The sequence below is a fragment of the Novosphingobium kaempferiae genome (genome assembly GCF_021227995.1).
Taxonomy (GTDB): domain Bacteria; phylum Pseudomonadota; class Alphaproteobacteria; order Sphingomonadales; family Sphingomonadaceae; genus Novosphingobium; species Novosphingobium kaempferiae.
Map to the genome: position 1 here is coordinate 72,366 of NZ_CP089301.1, position 17,869 is coordinate 90,234.

Here is a 17,869-nt window from a genome sequence, read left to right on the forward strand (position 1 = left end):
GCTCAGTCATGCGGCGTGCCCCGCGCGTCGCTGAGTTCGACCCAGTAACCATCGGGATCCTGCACGAAGATCTGCCGCACGCCGTCGAAGCGCGTCTGGATGCTGCGCGGCTTGCCGGTGAAATCGCACCACGCAATTCCGTTGGCATCGAACCAGGCGGTGCTCGCCGCCAGATCGTCCGTGCGCAGCGCGAGGTGGACGAAGCGGTCGGGCGGCGGCGCCGTGCCTCGCCCGCCGATGATGTGGAGCGTCAGGCCGTTGCCCATGTCGAGCCAGCGCCCGTTCGGCAGCTTCGTCGGCAAGTCCGTCATCCTGAACGCCTGACGGTAGAACGCCGCGCTCACCGCGGCATCGCTGACGTGGATCGCGACATGATCGGCCCGCGCCAACGGCCCCGGAGCGCTGTCCACCCGAGCCATCGCCGGTGCCGCCACCAACAGCAAAGCGAATGCGACATGCCGCATGACCTGCCTCCGTCCATCAACCGGCGCGGGGCAGATTGTACAGGCGTTAAACGGGTCGGAAAACCCTGCCCTGCCCGTCAGCGAAACAGCGGCAGGTGCTCCGCATCGGGAAGGTCGATCCGGAACACCTCGCGCAAGGTCCGCGCATATTCGGTCGCATCCGCAATCTCGCGGCGTTCGGTCCCATCCGGGCCATGCACGGTCAGGTCGCGGTCCACCATCGAGGCGAAACCGTTGGCGAGCGGGATACTCGACACATGAAGCGTGGTGAAGCGCGTGCCCGGCCGCGTCGAGGTCCAGTAGTTGGCCTGCTCCAGATCGTCCGGCACGACATCGGAGAGGTCGAAGGTGTATTGCGCCTGCCAGTCGCCATGCGCGGCGGCGCGGCCATCGGTGGCGGAGACCGGCCCTGCGCGCTCCAGCAGCCACTCGCCGCCCGGTTCTCCGCGTTCTCCGACACGACGCAGCCTATGCCGCGCGTCATCGGACGTGCGCGCCTCGGCCCCGTCTTCCAGCGGCAGCGGGGCGAGGTTGCTGCCCCCGAAGCCCGCATCGGCAAGCCACGCCCGGCCCTCGACCTCGGCCAGCAGGCAGACATGCGTGCGCGGCGGCTTGGCGTCCTCCGACAACCCAAGCCGCACCCGTGCGAGTAGCGGACGGCTCGGGACGCCGAGCGCCGCCAGCGCATCGGCGAAGAGGCGGTTCTGTTCGAAGCAATACCCGCCGCGCCCCTGCGACACGAGCTTCTCGAACACGCTCGCGCCGTCGATGCGGATCGGGCGGCCGAGCATGACGTCGAGGTTCTCGAACCCGATCGCAAGCCTGTGCGCTGATTGCAGGGCTGCCATGCCCTCGGCGTCCATGCTGGGGCGAGACGCAAGGCCGATGCGGGCGAGGTAGCGGTCGATGTCCATGCCTCCCCCTATAGCGCTGCGGTTGCGGATTGAACCGGTATTGCGAACGGGAGTGCAGTCCGAACTTACCGTCACTCCAACATCCCCGCCGGCCCTGCGAAGGCAGGGGCGACGGGGTTATGGGTTGGGTTGGACACGAGCAAACGCAGTGCCTATCGCGCCCAAGCCTGTGGATAACTCAGGGATAAGCTGCGCATGACCTGAGGATCAACGGTGGACCACCTGTGCGCAACCGCCAGCCACGCCTTCCCCGCCCCGTCTTCACTTCGACGTAACCACCGGCAGGATATCGCCCTTTCCGCATCACAAGGGGGAACGACGTGAACGAGACCGGGGCAAGACCCGCCCGCTGGCTACCACTCGGCCTGATGGCGCTGGGCTCATTGCTGATCGTGCATCACGTCATGGAATTCCTCGCGGTCTGGCGCGAGGGTGTCGGCAAGGCCGCGCTGACGCTCGATTTCCGCACTTACATGTGCGGCGCGGCGAACCTGACGACGCCTTACGACATCTGCCACAACGACGAATTCGTGAGCGGCTTCGTCTATCCGCCGCCCTCGCTCGCCTACTTCAACCTCCTGTCGCGCCTGCCCATCGACACCGCGTTCCTGATCCATACCGCGATCTGCCTCGCGGTGCTGGCGATGGCATCGTGGATGGTGCTGCGGCTGATCGACGCGCCGCGCCTTGCCGGAAGCGCCGCCCTGATCGCCGCCCTCGCCATCGCGCCGATCGGCACTTCGCTGGCGGCGGGACAGGTGAACATCCTGCTGATGGGCGCGGCGGTCGCGGGCATGTGGTTCGCGGCAAGCGGCAAGCCCGGCCGCGCCGGTCTCTCCATCGCGCTGGGGTTCTGGCTCAAGATCTATCCCGGCCTCGTCCCCGCGCTGTTCCTCACCCCGCGCAAGTGGCGCGCCGCCGTAGCCACCGTGATCGCGAGCGCCACCATCGCCGTGATCGGCCTGCTTTGGGCCGCGCCGGGGCTCTACCTGCAATACTTCCTCGAACTGCTGCCCCACGCGCAGGGCTACACGATGCCCGGCGTGGCGCATTCGCTTGCGGGCATGGCGACGCATATCGCGGCGGGCGGCGGGCAACCGGTCCAGCACTTCGTGCCCATCCCCCATGCCGTCCAGCTTGCCTCGAAGGCGCTGCTGGCGCTCGGCATCCTTGCCGCCATGGCGCACGGACTGGCGACGCAAGAGGCACGCCCGCTCGACAGCCTCAACCTGCTGCTCTGTGCCTCGCTGGTGGCCGCTCCCAACGCCTGGGGGTATCACTACGTCCTGATCTACCCGGTGATCCTTGCAGCACTCGCCGCCACGCTGACACGCCCGCATTGGCTGCGAACTGCGGTAATCCTCGCCTGCTGGCTGGCGCTGGTGATCCCGGCGTGGACCGACCTGCCGCCGCTGCTGGCACGCTATCCCGTCCTCAACGTGCCCTTCCGCGCGCGCTATGCCTTCGTCGCGGTGGTGCTCGCGGGCTTCATCCTGTGGGACGCCCGAGCGCAGTTCCGGACATTCATCCGCCGATGAAGTCGAGGATCTGCGGCACCAGCTTCGGCCAGGACCGGAACAGCGTGTGCCCCTCCGTCCCAGCCATGGTCTGTGCCGAGCGGTAGTTCCACTCGCCATCCTCCCACGGCGGCTCGACGAAAAGCGAGTGTGGCACCAGCCGATGCACCCACTCCGAAGTGGCGCGCGTATGCGACAGGTCACTGCGCCCGCTGCGAAAAACCAGCGTCGGCATGGTCAATCGGGCAAAGTCGCGCGGGGTCATGCCGGGCACCGGCGTGATCGGCGAAGGCGCGTAGGCGGCCGCCCACTTCTGCATCACCGCGATGAACCGGTCCGGGTTCTGGGCAAGGATGAAGTCGTGCGCCTGCCCGCTCTTGGCGAAGTTCTCGGCCCAACTCGTCGCCTTGAGCACCGCCTCCATGCCGCCCGCGCTGGCCAGCGTCGCCGCTTCCCCGCAATAGTAGGTGGCAAGCTGCATGAGGCCGATGGGATCACCCGATATCCACCACAGCGCGAGGTGCGAACACACCTCCGGATCGCGCGCCGCCGCCAGCATCGAGACGCGGCTGCCGCCCGATCCGCCGGCGATCACCGTGGGCCCGAGGTCGAGCCTGCGGATGAGCCCCGACAGCGCCTCCGCCTGCATCTCCGATTCGCTCTCGCCCAGCAGGCAGGCGTCGGACAGGCCGCAGTTCGGTCGATCATAGATCAGCACGCGGCGTCCGGCCTGCACGAAGCCCTCCGCCATCTCGCGCAGTCCCGGCACGTCCATGGTGAAGCGCCCGCCCGGCGTCAGCGCCACCACCGGATCGCCCTCCCGCCCGAGCAGTTCGTAGGCGATGCCGATCCCCCCGACGTCGATCCTTGGCATGTCCGTCTCCCGTGTTTGCCGTGATCGTCGATCGCGTGACCGGCACGCGCAAGTCCCCATGCCGGAACGATCGCCCGCGCGGTTGACGCGATTGCCGCCGTGCGCAGGGCACGCTAGCCTCGCCCCGGATCAACAGGAGCCGCCGGACGGATGCAGGACTTGCACGCGCTTGCCGAAGCGATCGGCCTGCAACGCATCTGGTGGGACGTCGATGGCCGCGAGCAGATCGTGAGCGATGCCTCGCTGCGCACGATCGCCGCCGCGCTGGGCTATCCTGCCGCCACAGAGACTGAAATAGTGGCGAGCCTCGCGCAAGTCGCCACCGAACGCGCCGCGCCTCCCGCGATGCTCGTCACTGACGTCGGCGTCGAGACTGCATTGCCGCCCAGCCTCGCGGGTGGCGAAATCGTCCTCCCCGACGGCACCCGGCAGAAGCTCGACACCGCGCGCTGGACGCTGCCCGCCATCGACGAGCCGGGCTACTACCCGCTCACCGTCAACGGCCATGCCCTGACGCTGGCGGTCGCTCCCCGATCCTGCCCCACGGTGGCCTCGCTCGGCCGCGACCGTATCTGGGGGCCCGCCGTCCAGATCCCGGCCCTGCGCGGTACTAAGGCACGCGCCTTCGGAACCTTCGCCGAACTCGCCGAAGCCGTGGAAGCCTTCGCAGCGCGCGGTGCGGAGGCGGTGGCGATCAATCCCGCCCATGCACTCTTCGCAGGCTACGGACGCGATTTCAGCCCCTATTCGCCGTCGAGCCGACTCTACCTCAACAGCGCGATGGGCGATCCGGAACTGCTTGGCCTGCCGCCATTGCCGGAGGACTCCGATGTCGGCGGCGGGCTGATCGATTGGGAAAGCGCCCTTCCCCACCGCCTCGAACGGTTGCGCGTAGTCTTCGCCGATCTCGACCCCGCGACACGGCAACGCATCGCGCGAGACAACGCGCCCCATGGCGAAGGCCTGCGTCGACAGGCCCTCTACGATGCCCTCGACGTCCACTTCCGCGCGCAAGGCGCGAAAGGCTGGCAGCAATGGCCCCCCGCCTTTCACGATCCCGAGGGCACCGCAGTGGCGGAGTTCGCCCGCGACAATGCCGCAGAGGTCGACTTCCACCTCTTCACCCAATGGCTCGCACGCGCAAGTCTTGCCGAAGTCCAGCGCCGGGCACGAACTGCGGGCATGGCGGTGGGCCTGCTGGCGGACCTTGCGGTGGGCGTCCACACCGGCGGAGCGGATGCCTGGGCCATGGGCGACACGCTGCTGCAGGGCCTGACCATCGGCGCGCCACCCGATCCGCTCGGCCCGCTGGGGCAGAACTGGATGCTCACCGGCTTCTCCCCGCGCGGCCTTGCGCACAGCGGCTATGCGCCATGGATCGAGACGATCCGCGCCGCGCTCTCCACCGCAGGCGCGCTGCGTATCGACCATGCCTTCGGCCTCGCGCGGCTATGGGTCGTGCCCGAAGGCCAGCCGTCTAACGCCGGGGCCTACCTGCACTATCCCTTCCACGACCTGATCCGCCTCGTCGCGCTGGAGGCGCACCGTGCGGGCGCGCTGATCGTCGCCGAAGACCTCGGCACGATGCCCGGTGGCTTCGGCCCCGCCATCACCGCGCGCGGAATGCTGGGCATGCGCGTGCTCTGGTTCGAGCGCGCCGCCGATCAGGGCTTCATCGGCGCGGGGGACTACGACGCGCAGGCCGTCGCCATGACCGGCACCCACGACACCGCCACCGTGGCGGGTTGGTGGAGTGGTCGCGATCTCGAATGGGCGGAGGCGCTAGGCCGCCTCCCCGCCGACACCACGCCTGAAGAAGCCGCCCTGCGTCGTGCATGGGACCGTGGGCTGCTGTGGGCGACGCTCACCCACGACAGCACCCCACGCCCCGCGCCGGACGATGCCGCACCTGTGGTGAAGGCGGCCCTCGCCCACATCGGCCGCACGCCCTGCGCGCTCGCCATCGCACCGCTGGAAGACCTGCTTGCCGAACGCGAGCAGCCGAACCTGCCCGGCACCATCACCGAGCACCCGAACTGGCGCAGGCGGCTCGACGCGCCGCTGGCGGACCTGCTGGCGCAAAGCGAAACAGCCGCGCGAATTGAAGCGCTGAACGACGCCCGCAAAGCGCGGTGACATGGGCTTTCAATTACGAATTTGGGAAAATGGTAGCGGAGGAGGGACTCGAACCCCCGACACGCGGATTATGATTCCGCTGCTCTAACCAGCTGAGCTACTCCGCCACATCAAAGCCCGATGGGCTCGATCTGGTGCGCCGCTACTGCAGCGCAGGCCGCGTCCTCTAGGGGGAAGGTTCGCATCGGTCAACACCGAAAAAGCACCTTCAACCACGAAAAGAAAAGAGCCTGATCGGGCGCCACAATCCGTCCTCCCAAGCATAGAGGCCGAAGCCCCGGAAGCGGAAGGAGACCGGCTGGAGCTGGGGGCCGAGTTCCGACTGAAGCGCCCTTGCCGCCTGCGACGTAACCTTGTTCTGGATCGTCACATGCAGGCGCAGCGGCTGCGCGTCCTGTTGCGTGAGCAGACCATGCATCCGTTCGGCGATGACGGCATGGAGTTCGACCATCGCCGGGCTTTCGACCGCAAGCGCGGTACCGGTGCCCAGCTTCATCAGCCCGTCGATTCGTGCAGGCGGCGGCGCGGCGCGGGCAAGATCGCCGAGCACCTCGATCAGTTCGGCCTCAACCGACGGCGGCAACGCATGAAACAGCGTGACGTGCGCACGCAGGCGGTTGCGCTCGGGCGGGTAGTGTTCGCGCCGCAAGGCACCGGTCCAGTTCAGGACATCGGACGGGAGTTCGGCGGTGACAAGCAGCGGCGCGCCCGCCTTGCGGGGCCCGGTCGCGATCCAGTTCTGCGATGGCCAGTCGGGAGAGGATTCGGACATCGTCGGCTTTCGATCGGCGGGACGTGATTCGTACCGATTGCCAGAACCTTTCGCCGGGAGCAAAAGTTCGCGGCGGGGCATAGGCAAAGGGGGAATCCGATGCGTACATTCTGGATCATCGCGACCGTGATCCTGCTGTGGAACCTGATGGGCGACGCCGCCTATCTCATGCAGGTGAACGCCGATCTCGACGAAATGGCGAAGGCCGATCCCGTCACCGCCGCCGCCTTCGATTCGATGCCCGCATGGGCCTGGGGCGCATATGCCCTGGCGGTGTGGGGCGGCACGCTGGGCGCGATCCTGCTGCTTCTGCGGCGCGAGATCGCCTGGGTGTTCTTCGCGCTCTCGCTGGTCGGCGTGATCGCGCAGTTCGGCTGGACGTTCCTCGGCTTCGGGTTGATCGCGGCCAAGGGCTGGTCGACGGCGGTGTTCCCCGCCGTGATCTTCGCCATCGCCCTCGCCTCGCTGCTCTACGCACGGGCGAAGGCGAAGGATGGGACGCTGCGCTAGATCACAGCTCGCCGCGCTCGCGGCGGATGGCGAACCACTTGGCGACATTGCGGTTGTGCTCGGCCAGCGTGCCCGCGAAAGCGTGGCCGCCGGTGCCATCGGCGACCATGTAGAGCGCATCGGTCTTTGCCGGGTTCAGCACTGCGGCGATCGATTCGCGGCTGGGGTTGGTGATTGGCCCCTTGGGCAGGCCGACCATCGTGTAGGTGTTGTAGCCGTTGACCGCCTGGATCTCCGACTGGAGGATGCGGCGGCCAAGGCGCTTGCCCTTGGTGATCGGGTAGATGATCGTCGGGTCGGCCTGGAGCAGCATCCCGGTGCGCAGGCGGTTCGAATAGAGCCCCGCCACCATGCGGCGTTCCGAAGGCTTGCCGGTCTCCTTCTCGACGATCGAGGCCAGCGTCAGCGCCTGCTCGGGCGTCTTGACGACGAGGCCCGAGGCGCGGTTTGCCCACAGTTCCTTCAGCGTGCGGCTCATCGCCGCCTGCATCCGGCGCACGACTTCCTCGCGCGGCTCGCCGTTCTCGAAGGTGTAGGTGTCGGGAAGGATCGAGCCTTCCTCGGGCACCGCGACTTCGCCGGACAGTGCGGACTGCGCCTTGAGACGGTCGTAGACCATGATCGAGGGCATCCCCTCCGGCACGGTCACGAAGCGGCGGATGATCTCGTCGCTGGAGATGATCGCCAGCACGCGTGAGGGGCTGGCGTGGGCGGGTATGGCGAATTCGCCCGCCTTGATCCCGCTGCCGCCGCCGAACACGCGAGCGCGCAGCTTGAAGCCGGTCGCAGAGCCGATGATGCCCTGCTTTTCCAGCCGGTCCGCCACGTCGCCGAGGCTGGACCCGTTGGGAACGATGAAGTGCTTTTCCGCCTCGAGCGGGCCGGAGCCGTACCAGCCGCCGAAGAACGCCCAGAGGCTCCCGACGAAGAGAACGGCGACGACGGTCGCCAGGCCGCATCCGCGCCGGGAGATCATGGGTTTTGCCTTAGTCGATCTTGCGCATCACCAGGCTGGCGTTGGTGCCGCCGAACCCGAAGCTGTTGTTGAGCACGGCGCGTACTTCGCGCTTGCGGGCGACGTGCGGCACAAGGTCGACGCCTTCGCAACCCTCGTCCGGGTTGTCGAGGTTGAGCGTCGGCGGCACGATCTGGTCGCGCAGCGCGAGGATGCAGAAGATCGATTCGACCGCGCCAGCGCCGCCCAGCAGGTGGCCGATGGCCGACTTGGTGGAGCTCATCGAGACATTGCCGATGGCATCGCCGAACAGGCGGCGCACGGCGCCCAGTTCGATGGTGTCAGCCATGGTCGAGGTGCCGTGGGCGTTGATGTAGTCGATGTCGGCCGGGGTCATGCCCGCCTTCTTCAGCGCCATCTGCATCGAGCGGTAGGCGCCGTCGCCATCGGGGTGCGGAGCGGTGACGTGGTAGGCGTCGCCCGAAAGGCCGTAGCCGATCACTTCGCAGTAGATCTTCGCGCCGCGCGCCTTGGCGTGTTCGTACTCTTCGAGCACGAGGACGCCGGCGCCCTCACCCATGACGAAGCCGTCACGGTCCTTGTCGTAGGGGCGACTCGCCTGTTCGGGGCGGTCGTTGTAGCTGCAGTTGAGCGCGCGCGCCTGCGCGAAACCCGCGATGCCGATGGGGCAGACGGTCGATTCGGCGCCGCCGGCCAGCATGATGTCGGCGTCGCCGTCGCGGATCATGCGTGCCGCATCGCCGATCGAGTGCGCGCCGGTCGAGCAGGCAGTGACGACCGCGTGGTTCGGGCCCTTGAGGCCGTACTTGATCGAGACCTGGCCCGAGATCAGGTTGATGAGGCGGCCGTGGACGAAGTGCGGGCTGACGCGGCCCGGGCCCTTCTCGGCCAGCACCAGCGATTCGCTCTCGATGCCCGGCAGGCCGCCGATGCCCGAACCGATCGAGCAACCGGCCATGAGCTTGTCTTCCTCGCTCATGTCGGTGAGGCCCGCGTCTTCGAGCGCCTGGCCCGCGGCGTCGATGCCGAAGACGATGAAGGGATCGACCTGGCGCTGGATCTTGTGATCGACGCGCTTGTTGGCGTCGAAGCCGTATTCGTGGTCGGCCGGCTTCACCTCGCAGGCGATCAGGCACTTCTGGCCGGTCGTATCGAACTTGGTGATCGGACCGGCGCCCGACTTGCTTGCGAGGATGTTGGCCCAAACGGTCTCCACGTCAGCACCCAGGGGGGTGACGAGACCAAGTCCGGTGACGACGACACGACGCATTATGTTCTCCGAAAATCCTTCGGCCCAAAAGGCAACAGGCCCGCCCCCTTAGAGGGCGAGCCTGTCGATTTCAATCCGATGTTGCATTCCGGCCCCACTCCTCAAGAGCGGAACGCGAAAATGCGGGCCCGAATTCAGCCCTGAGGGGATTAGCCCTTGTTCTCTTCGATGTACTTGATGGCATCGGAGACGGTGCTGATCTTCTCGGCGGCATCGTCGGGAATCTCGACGCCGAACTCTTCCTCGAAGGCCATGACCAGCTCGACGATGTCGAGCGAGTCAGCGCCCAGATCGTCGATGAAGCTCGCGTCCTCGGTGACCTTCTCGGCTTCGACGCCCAGGTGTTCGACGACGATCTTCTTAACCCGATCGGCGGTATCGCTCATTTGTATAGACCCCTTCAAAGATATGCGGGTTTGAATCTCGTCAGTCGCCCTAATGACTGGGGACCGCGCTGGCAAGGGGCTTGGCTCACGGTTGAGCCCCGTTGTCCGGCCGTTTCGTCCACGGCGGGTGCGGAAAATCGTGCATTCGCCACCCGATTGTGGTTTTCTGTGAGAAACCGGTGCCAAAACCGGCTTTGCGCGGTCGCTTATAAACACACAACACACGCGGCGACAGGCGGAAGGATCGGAGATGGATGAAACCGGGGGGCAGAACCCGGAGGGCGGTATGACCGACCCTTCTCTCTACACAGTGGTGGATACGAAAGCCCCGGCGACAGCGACGACGCCCGCAGCGTCCCCGCCGGAACCGGACGACGGCACGTCACGGGCACGCCGCGTCGTGACCATGCTCGCCCACCGCTGGCGCTGGACGATCTTCGCCTTCTGGCTGGTCGTTCTGGTCATGTGGATGCTGACCGCGCCGCTGCTATGGCTTTCGTGGTTCATCCTGATCCCACAGGTCTGGGAGTGGGCGGGAGGCTCGGTGATAAAGCTGATCGGGGCGCTGTTCGCCTCGCTGATGCTGGGATGCGTGCCGATCTGGTGGGGGATGGCCGCCACCGCCGTCACCGGCTTCATCTCCAGCGCCACGATTACCAAGGAGACGATGTCTATCGACCAGGCGCGCCGCGAGGTGCGTGAGACCGAGGCGGACGTGCTGCGCCAGCTGGAGCAGAGCGACGCCGCCGGACTGCTGCCGCTGCTGCGCTACAGCCGCGCGCAGCTCGACGCCTATTACGCGATGTCGCTGGCGCAGACGCGGCGCAGCTTCCTGAACGCCGCGATCGCGATGTGGCTTGGCTTCCTCATCCTGATCGCCGGGATCGGCCTCTACATCGGGCCAGTCGAGCTGCTGGGGATCAGCCGTCCGCCGCAGGAATTCAGCACGCTGGTGCTGATCGGCGCGGTGATCGTGGAGGTGATCTCGGCGCTGTTCCTCTGGGTCTACCAGAGCACCATCGCGCAGCTGACGTTCTATTACCGACGCCAGATGCAGAGCCACGCCGCGATCCTCTGCTTCCGCATCGCGGCGAGCATGACCGACGGCGACGCCTCGAAGCGCGCCATTATCGAGCAGCTGATCCAGATCTCGGACCTGCCCGAACGCCACGCGCTGCCGACCGGTGAACGGATCGCAGCGCTGGCAAAGCCCAAGCTGAAAGTGCCCAGGGGGGCAGCGGCCATGCCGCCGCCCTGAACCGATTTCGCGTCAGCCTGCCGCGTCGGGCGCGACGAGCTTGCCCTGAGCCGGAGCGGCCTGCTTGACCGGCTCGACCACGCGCAGGTGGAGTTCGCGAAGCTGTTTCGCCTCGGCCAGGCTCGGCGCGTTCATGAGGAGATCCTCGGCGCGCTGGTTCATCGGGAACAGCGTGATCTCGCGCAAGTTCTGCGCGCCGCACAGCAGCATCACAATGCGGTCCACGCCCGCGGCCATGCCGCCGTGCGGCGGGGCGCCGTACTGGAAGGCGCGGTAGAGGCCGCCGAAGCGCTCCTCCACGTCTGCTTGCGTCAGGCCGGTCATCTCGAAAGCCTTGACCATCAGTTCGGGCGACTGGTTGCGGATCGAACCCGAGGCGATTTCATAGCCGTTGCAGACGAGGTCGTACTGGAACGCCTTGATCGTCAGCGGGTCCTGATTCTCCAGCGCGTCCATCCCGCCCTGCGGCATCGAGAACGGGTTGTGCGCGAAGTCGACCTTCTTGTTGTCTTCGTCCCACTCGTAGAACGGGAAGTCGACGATCCAGCACAGCTCGAAGCGGTCCTTGTCGATCAGGTTGAGCTGCTCGCCGACGCGGGTGCGCGCCAGACCGGCGAGCTTCGCCGCCTGCTCTTCCTTGCCCGCGGCGAAGAACACGCCGTCGTTCGGGCCGAGGCCAAGCGCCTCGATCAGCGCGGCAGTCTTTTCCTCGCCGTGGTTCTTGGCGATCGGGCCGCCGGGGACGCCGTCCTTGATATTGATGTAGCCGAGGCCCGAATAGCCCTCGCCGCGTGCCCAGACGTTCATGTCGTCAAAGAACTTGCGGCTGCCCGCGCCTGCGCCCGGAGCCGGGATCGCACGGATCGTGCCGCCGTTGGCGACGATGCCCGCGAAGATGCCGAAGCCCGATTCGACGAAGTGCTCGGTCACGTCCTTGATGAGCAGCGGGTTGCGCAGGTCCGGCTTGTCCGAACCGTAGTCCAGCATCGCCTGCGCGTGCGGGATGCGGCGGAACTCACCCGCCGGGGTCACCGGCTTGTCGCCCGCGAACTCGGCGAAGGTGGCGCGCAGCACCGGCTCCATCGTCTCCCAGACTTCTTCCTGGGTGACGAAGCTCATTTCGAGGTCGAGTTGGTAGAACTCGCCCGGCAGGCGGTCGGCGCGCGGGTCTTCGTCGCGGAAGCAGGGTGCGATCTGGAAGTAGCGGTCGAAGCCCGCGACCATCAGCAACTGTTTGTACTGCTGCGGTGCCTGCGGAAGCGCGTAGAACTTGCCCGCGTGGATGCGGCTCGGCACGAGGAAGTCGCGTGCGCCTTCCGGCGACGAGGCGGTCAGGATCGGCGTCGAATATTCGGTGAAGCCGGTGTCTTCCATGCGACGGCGCATGTCGCGGATGATCTGCGTGCGCTTGACGATGTTGGCGTGCAGCGTCTCGCGGCGCAGGTCGAGGAAGCGGTACTTGAGGCGGATGTCCTCCGGATATTCCTGCTCGCCGGCGACCGGCATCGGCAGTTCCTCGGCCTTGCCCAGCACGGTGGCAGAGCGGGCGTAGACCTCGATCTCGCCGGTGGCGAGGTTCGGGTTCACGGTGCCTTCCGAGCGCGCCTTCACGGTGCCCTCGATGGTGACGACGCTTTCCGCGCGCAGCGAATCGAGGATCGCCAGCGCCGGGCTGTCGCTGTCGGTCACGACCTGGGTGATGCCGTAGTGGTCGCGCAGATCGACGAAGAGGACGCCGCCATGGTCGCGCTTGCGATGGACCCAGCCCGAGAGGCGGACCGTCTGGCCGACCTCGGCCGCGCCAAGAGCGCCGCAGGTGTGGGAGCGATAGGGATGGGTCATGTCGGGCTCTTTTTTAATCGCATGGAATAATTGCCCGCCCCACTAGTCGAGGTGGCCCGCGATTTCCAGATGGGGATTCGCGCTAAATCCCCCTCATCCCGCGCCTGTTCGCACTCAGCGAAAGTCCGGTAACTCCAAATAAACCATTTGCGGTCTATCCGGCGCAAGGGTGGCGCTGAAAAACGAGAATCGGGATACGCACATGTTTGCTGACGGCAAGCCGGGCGAAACGCTCCTTCACCCTGACGACGAAGCAAGCGAGGACACCTCGCGCTATCGCGCCTGGGCCGACGCCCCGGTGGAGGCGCCGTCCGACCATGCGGCCATGCTCGACCTGCAGGAACTCGCCGATCCCGAGGCGGATCCGGGCCACGATCCGGAAGGGCTACACCTCCCCCCGCCCGGCCTCCACACCACCGGAACGACGCTGCGTCGGCGCCTTGTCACGCCCGAAAGCATCGCCGAACTGCAGGCCAGCGAGAAACCCAGCCTCATCCAGCGGATACTCCGCCGCAAATAACATGAGACGAAACCGTAACACGGGGCGTTGATCCCTGCGCCTGTTGGGCGTAACGCCCTCGTTCAATGAAAATTCATCCGCTGATAACGAAGACCGACGATCTCGCCGCCCTGTGCGAACGTCTTGCGAAATCCGATTTCGTGAGCGTGGACACGGAGTTCATGCGAGAGAACACCTATTGGCCCGAGCTGTGCCTTGTGCAGATCGCCAATACGGAGGAAGCCGCCGCGATCGACCCGCTGGCGGACGGTCTCGACATGACCCCCCTGCTCGAACTGCTGACCAACAACGAGGACGTCCTCAAGGTCTTCCATGCGGGCGGGCAGGACGTGGAGATCATCTTCAACTTCACCGGCCGCACGCCGCACCCGATCTTCGACACGCAGATCGCGATGATGGCGATCAGCCAGTCGGAGCAGATCGGCTACTCGAACCTCGTCGAATCGTGGCAGGGCGTCACTATCGACAAGGGCGCGCGCTTCACCGACTGGTCGCGCCGTCCGCTGACCGACCGCCAGATCGAATATGCCATCGGCGACGTCACCTATCTCTCCAAGATCTTCCCCAAGATCCTCAAGCGCCTCATCAAGACGGGGCGCGGCGCCTGGCTGGACCAGGAGATGGAGAAGCTGGCCGATCCGGAGAACTACCGGAACGATCCCAAGGAAGCCTGGCACCGCATCAAGGCGCCCGGTCGCAATCCTCAGGTGCTGGGCCGTCTGCGCGCCATCGCCGAGTGGCGCGAGCTTGAGGCGCAGGGCAAGAACATCCCGCGCGGCCGCATCGCCCGCGACGAGACGCTGGCCGACATCGCCAGCCATCCGCCCAAGAGCCAGGCCGATCTCGCCAAGGTGCGCGGTCTGTCGCAGGGCTGGAAGGACAACGAGATCGGCCGCCGCCTGATGACGGCCATCGCCAAGGCCGAACCGCTGACCGACGACGAGCTGCCGCCCCGCGCCCCGCGCGGAGCACCGCTCGGCAAGGAAGGCGCGCTGGTGGCTGACCTGCTCAAGCTCCTGCTCAAGATCCGCGCGCGCGAAATCGACGCCGCCGCGCGCCTCCTTGCCCGCAGCGATGAGCTGGAAATGCTGGCGGCGGGCGTTCGCAAGAACCTCGCGATGCTGCAGGGCTGGCGCTACGACGTGTTCGGCCACGATGCGCTCGACCTCGTCGAAGGCAAGCTCGCCTTCGCGGTGGAGAACGGCAAGCTCAAGATGACGCGGGTCGAGGACGTGGCGGAAGACGCTGCGGTCGAGGCTAGCGAGGACTGATCGCCCCGCGCCGCTGGATTGCTTCGCTGCGTTCGCAATGACGATCCTTGAGGGCCGATCCCACCTGCCGCAGTGCACAACCGCACACTTGGCGAAGCTCGATAGTCGTGCGATAGCCGCCACATGACGGTCTACCAGCCGACGCTGAAGCAGCTTCAGTATCTCGTCTCGCTTCACGAGCATGGCCATTTCGGCCGCGCCGCGGATGCCTGTTTCGTCTCGCAATCGACATTGTCCGCGGGCCTGCGCGATCTGGAGACGCTGCTCGGCGTCACGCTGGTCGAGCGGACCAAGCGCGCGGTGCGCTTTACTCCGCTCGGCAATTCGGTGGTTGCCAAGGCACACCGCATCCTGCGCGAGACGGAGGAACTCTCCGACCTCATCCAGTCCAGCGGCAAGCCGCTCTCGGGCGAAGTGCGCATGAGCGTGATCCCGACGATCGCGCCGTTCCTGCTTCCCCGGATGCTGCCGCGCCTGCGCCGCGAACGGCCCAACCTCAAGCTGTTCCTGCGCGAGGAGCCGAGCCAGCAGGCGATGGAATCGCTGCACCATGGCCGCGCGGACTGCGTACTGCTGGCCCTGCCCTACGCCACCGGCGAGGTGGAGAAGGAGACGATCGAGCTCGACGCCTTCTTCGTCGCCTTCCCCGCCGACGACCCGCGCAACCCGCCCGCCGAAGTCGGCCCCGACGTCATCGACGAGCACCGCCTGCTACTGCTGGAAGACGGGCACTGTCTCAAGGACCACGCCCTCGCGGCCTGCAACCGCCCCGAACTGCGCGCCAGTGCGACGATGATCGGGACGTCGCTGCACACACTGGTGCAGATGGTCGACAATGGCCTCGGCCTGACGATGCTGCCGGAAATGGCGCTCGACGCGGGTATCCTCAACGGCACCAACGTCGTCGCGCGGCCTCTGCTCTCCCCCAACGCGAATCGCGAGATCGCGCTGGTGTGGCGCAAGAACTCGCCCCGCGCGGACGAATTCCGGATGCTGGCGGACGAATTGCGGGCGGGCTGAGGCCGCCCTCAGTCCATGTGCTTGAGGCCGACGCGCAGGTAGTCCCACCCGGTGATGAGCGTCAGCGCCGCCGCCGCCCACAGCGTCGTCAGGCCCACCGTATGCGGCACATTGACCACGATGGCGCCGAGATCGAGATTCCACCACGGCATCGCCACGCCAAGGATCAGCGCGCCGAGCGAGATGAGCTGGAACGTCGTCTTCCACTTGGCGAGGCGGCTGACCGGGACGGAGACCTGCAACCCGCCGAGAAACTCGCGCAGGCCCGAAACCGCGATCTCGCGCACGAGAATCACCAGCCCCGCGATGACGTGCATGTCGCCCACGTAAGGCCCGCGCAGGATGCCTTGTGCGGTCAGGACGAGGATCACCGTCGCCACCATGATCTTGTCGGCGATGGGATCGAGGAACACGCCGAGCTTCGACACCGTGCCGCTGGAGCGGGCAAGGTAGCCGTCGAAGTAATCGGTGATGCCCATCAGGCAGTAGAGCCCGAAGGCGAGCCCGTAGCCCAGCTCCCAGCGGGGCCACCATAGCAGGAAGCCCAGCAGCGGCAGGGTGACGATGCGGGACAGGGTCAGGATGTTCGGCAGGGTCAGCATGATTTGAATGCCATAGCGCGCAATCGCCAAGGGAATAAAGTGGTCAACGGGGCTTGTGCCCTCGCCTCATGCCATTAAGTGTCGCCGCGACCAGAGAGCAAGGCCGGCGGCATACCTCAGATCATGACCACGACGACCCAACTCATCCGGGCACGACGTTTCCTCCCCCTCTTCATCACGCAGCTGCTGGGGGCGTTCAACGACAACCTGTTCAAGAACGCGATGGTGCTTTTCGTCGTCTACGAGGTCTATCACTCGGAGGCGCAGGAGGCGCGGTTCAGCGCGCTGGCCTCGGCGATCTTCATCATCCCGTTCTTCCTGCTCTCGGCGCTGGCCGGGCAGCTTGCCGACATGCGCGACAAGGCGCGGCTGATCCGCATCATCAAGGCCTGCGAGATCGCCATCATGCTCGTCGGCGGCGCGGGTCTCGCGCTCGCATGGCAGGGGCAGGCGCTCGACAGCGTGGCGATCCCGCTCATGCTCCTCGCGCTCTTCGCGATGGGCGTGCATTCGACCTTCTTCGGGCCGATCAAGTACGCGATCCTGCCGCAGCACCTCAAGGACGGCGAAGTTCTTTCCGGCACCGGACTGGTCGAGGCCGGCACCTACATCGCCGTTCTGGCAGGCACCATCGTCGCGGGCTGGATCAGCGTCGATGCTGCCGCGATCGGCGTGATCGTGGTCGCCTGCATCGGCTGGTACGCCGGGCGTCAGGTGCCCTCGGCCCCGCCGCTCGGCAAGATCGAACCGCTGGACTACCACGTCATCCGCGCTTCCGTCCGCCTCGTGCGCACGACCATGAAGGACCGCCGGGTGTTCCTCGCGATCTGCGCGATCAGCTTCTTCTGGGCCATCGGCACCGTGCTGTTCGTGCAGTTCCCGCCGCTCGCCAAGAACATGCTGATGGCGAGCAAGGAAGTGGCCAGCCTGTTCCTGGTGATCTTCTCGGTCGGCGTCGCCATCGGTTCGATGGCGATCAACGCGCTGCTCAAGGGCACCGTCTCCGCCCGCTGGTCGCCGATCTCGGTGATCGGCATGGGCGCGTTCCTCATCGCCTTCCAGCAGGTCTGCCGCGTCTGGCCGCCGCATACCGGGGGCGACGAACTGATGGACGTCGGCGTGTTCGTCGTGCAGCCGCTGGCGATCCCGCTGATGCTGACGCTGCTCGGCATCGCCATCTGCGGCGGCATGTTCGTGGTGCCGCTCTACGCCTTCCTCACGACCTTCGTGGACAAGTCCCAGACCGCGCGCACCATCGCCGCGAACAATATCGTCAATTCGGGCGCGATGGTGCTTGGATCGGTGGCGACTGGCGGGATGACGCTGATGGGCGTCGCTGTCGCGCAGCAGCTTCTGGTGGTCTCGCTGTGCTGCGTCGCTGCAGCGTGGCTCGGCTACCTGCTGTTCTGCGCCGAGAAGTGCCCGAAGGCGGGCTGACCCGCATCCACAATCGTCATTGCGAGCGTAGCGAAGCAATCCAGCAGCGTAGTTTAACGCTTGGATTGCTTCGCTACGCTCGCAATGACGATTTGAGGGA

Annotated in this window: 17 protein-coding genes and 1 tRNA gene; 8 read left to right on the forward strand and 10 right to left on the reverse strand. The window is 66.5% G+C overall.

Going from position 1 to position 17,869, the window contains the following annotated elements; genetic code table 11:
* Positions 1 to 2: 2 nt before the first annotated feature.
* Both LO787_RS00350 and LO787_RS00355 read right to left on the reverse strand, forming a co-directional pair.
* Positions 3 to 464, reverse strand: a complete 462-nt coding sequence (locus LO787_RS00350; protein WP_232493914.1) for a VOC family protein — start codon at positions 462 to 464, stop codon at positions 3 to 5.
* Between the two features lie 77 nt (positions 465 to 541).
* Complete coding sequence (locus tag LO787_RS00355; protein ID WP_232493915.1) at positions 542 to 1,378, reverse strand: arylamine N-acetyltransferase family protein; 837 nt, start codon at positions 1,376 to 1,378, stop codon at positions 542 to 544.
* 320 nt (positions 1,379 to 1,698) lie between these two features.
* Here LO787_RS00355 and LO787_RS00360 point away from each other — a divergent pair, with 320 nt between their 5' ends.
* Entirely contained in the window at positions 1,699 to 2,916 is a 1,218-nt protein-coding gene (locus tag LO787_RS00360; RefSeq protein WP_232493916.1) for a glycosyltransferase family 87 protein, read from the forward strand.
* Here LO787_RS00360 and LO787_RS00365 read toward each other — a convergent pair.
* On the reverse strand, positions 2,903 to 3,769 hold the full coding sequence (locus LO787_RS00365) for an alpha/beta fold hydrolase (RefSeq protein WP_232493917.1): 867 nt from the start codon (positions 3,767 to 3,769) through the stop codon (positions 2,903 to 2,905). The two genes, LO787_RS00360 and LO787_RS00365, sit on opposite strands and share 14 nt — an antisense overlap.
* Before the next feature lie 150 nt (positions 3,770 to 3,919).
* On the opposite strand from LO787_RS00365, the gene malQ reads away from it, so the two are divergent.
* Complete coding sequence (gene malQ, locus LO787_RS00370; protein WP_232493918.1) at positions 3,920 to 5,905, forward strand: 4-alpha-glucanotransferase; 1,986 nt, start codon at positions 3,920 to 3,922, stop codon at positions 5,903 to 5,905.
* 30 nt (positions 5,906 to 5,935) lie between these two features.
* Here malQ and LO787_RS00375 read toward each other — a convergent pair.
* Positions 5,936 to 6,012 (reverse strand) — tRNA-Met (locus LO787_RS00375).
* A 101-nt stretch (positions 6,013 to 6,113) separates the two neighbouring features.
* Positions 6,114 to 6,677: a 2'-5' RNA ligase family protein gene (locus LO787_RS00380; RefSeq protein ID WP_232493919.1), complete on the reverse strand. Its 564-nt coding sequence runs from the start codon at positions 6,675 to 6,677 to the stop codon at positions 6,114 to 6,116.
* Between the two features lie 99 nt (positions 6,678 to 6,776).
* Here LO787_RS00380 and LO787_RS00385 point away from each other — a divergent pair, with 99 nt between their 5' ends.
* Positions 6,777 to 7,187, forward strand: a complete 411-nt coding sequence (locus tag LO787_RS00385) for a sugar transporter (RefSeq protein WP_232493920.1) — start codon at positions 6,777 to 6,779, stop codon at positions 7,185 to 7,187.
* A 1-nt stretch (position 7,188) separates the two neighbouring features.
* Here the strand turns inward: LO787_RS00385 and mltG are convergent, their stop codons facing one another.
* The 3 genes from mltG to LO787_RS00400 all read right to left on the reverse strand — a co-directional run bounded on the left by mltG (position 7,189) and on the right by LO787_RS00400 (position 9,819).
* Positions 7,189 to 8,163: an endolytic transglycosylase MltG gene (mltG, locus tag LO787_RS00390; RefSeq protein WP_232493921.1), complete on the reverse strand. Its 975-nt coding sequence runs from the start codon at positions 8,161 to 8,163 to the stop codon at positions 7,189 to 7,191.
* Positions 8,164 to 8,173: 10 nt separating this feature from the next.
* Positions 8,174 to 9,433, reverse strand: a complete 1,260-nt coding sequence (gene fabF, locus LO787_RS00395; protein ID WP_232493922.1) for a beta-ketoacyl-ACP synthase II — start codon at positions 9,431 to 9,433, stop codon at positions 8,174 to 8,176.
* A 149-nt stretch (positions 9,434 to 9,582) separates the two neighbouring features.
* A complete protein-coding gene (locus LO787_RS00400) occupies positions 9,583 to 9,819 on the reverse strand; it encodes an acyl carrier protein (RefSeq protein ID WP_007679564.1) in 237 nt (78 codons plus the stop codon).
* 286 nt (positions 9,820 to 10,105) lie between these two features.
* On the opposite strand from LO787_RS00400, the gene LO787_RS00405 reads away from it, so the two are divergent.
* A complete protein-coding gene (locus LO787_RS00405) occupies positions 10,106 to 11,077 on the forward strand; it encodes a TRADD-N-associated membrane domain-containing protein (RefSeq protein ID WP_232493923.1) in 972 nt (323 codons plus the stop codon).
* A gap of 12 nt (positions 11,078 to 11,089) precedes the next feature.
* Here the strand turns inward: LO787_RS00405 and aspS are convergent, their stop codons facing one another.
* On the reverse strand, positions 11,090 to 12,919 hold the full coding sequence (gene aspS, locus LO787_RS00410) for an aspartate--tRNA ligase (RefSeq protein ID WP_232493924.1): 1,830 nt from the start codon (positions 12,917 to 12,919) through the stop codon (positions 11,090 to 11,092).
* 202 nt (positions 12,920 to 13,121) lie between these two features.
* Here aspS and LO787_RS00415 point away from each other — a divergent pair, with 202 nt between their 5' ends.
* From LO787_RS00415 to LO787_RS00425, 3 genes are all read left to right on the forward strand, one after another.
* Positions 13,122 to 13,439, forward strand: coding sequence for a hypothetical protein (locus LO787_RS00415; RefSeq protein ID WP_232493925.1), 318 nt, complete (start codon positions 13,122 to 13,124; stop codon positions 13,437 to 13,439).
* A 65-nt stretch (positions 13,440 to 13,504) separates the two neighbouring features.
* The gene (gene rnd / locus LO787_RS00420) at positions 13,505 to 14,710 is read left to right on the forward strand and encodes a ribonuclease D (protein ID WP_232493926.1); all 1,206 of its coding nucleotides are present in this window, start codon (positions 13,505 to 13,507) and stop codon (positions 14,708 to 14,710) included.
* A 123-nt stretch (positions 14,711 to 14,833) separates the two neighbouring features.
* The gene (locus LO787_RS00425) at positions 14,834 to 15,730 is read left to right on the forward strand and encodes a hydrogen peroxide-inducible genes activator (RefSeq protein WP_232493927.1); all 897 of its coding nucleotides are present in this window, start codon (positions 14,834 to 14,836) and stop codon (positions 15,728 to 15,730) included.
* A gap of 8 nt (positions 15,731 to 15,738) precedes the next feature.
* Here LO787_RS00425 and pgsA read toward each other — a convergent pair whose 3' ends face one another.
* Positions 15,739 to 16,332, reverse strand: a complete 594-nt coding sequence (pgsA, locus tag LO787_RS00430) for a CDP-diacylglycerol--glycerol-3-phosphate 3-phosphatidyltransferase (protein ID WP_232493928.1) — start codon at positions 16,330 to 16,332, stop codon at positions 15,739 to 15,741.
* Positions 16,333 to 16,455: 123 nt separating this feature from the next.
* On the opposite strand from pgsA, the gene LO787_RS00435 reads away from it, so the two are divergent.
* Positions 16,456 to 17,769, forward strand: coding sequence for an MFS transporter (locus LO787_RS00435; protein ID WP_232493929.1), 1,314 nt, complete (start codon positions 16,456 to 16,458; stop codon positions 17,767 to 17,769).
* Positions 17,770 to 17,869: the final 100 nt, after the last annotated feature.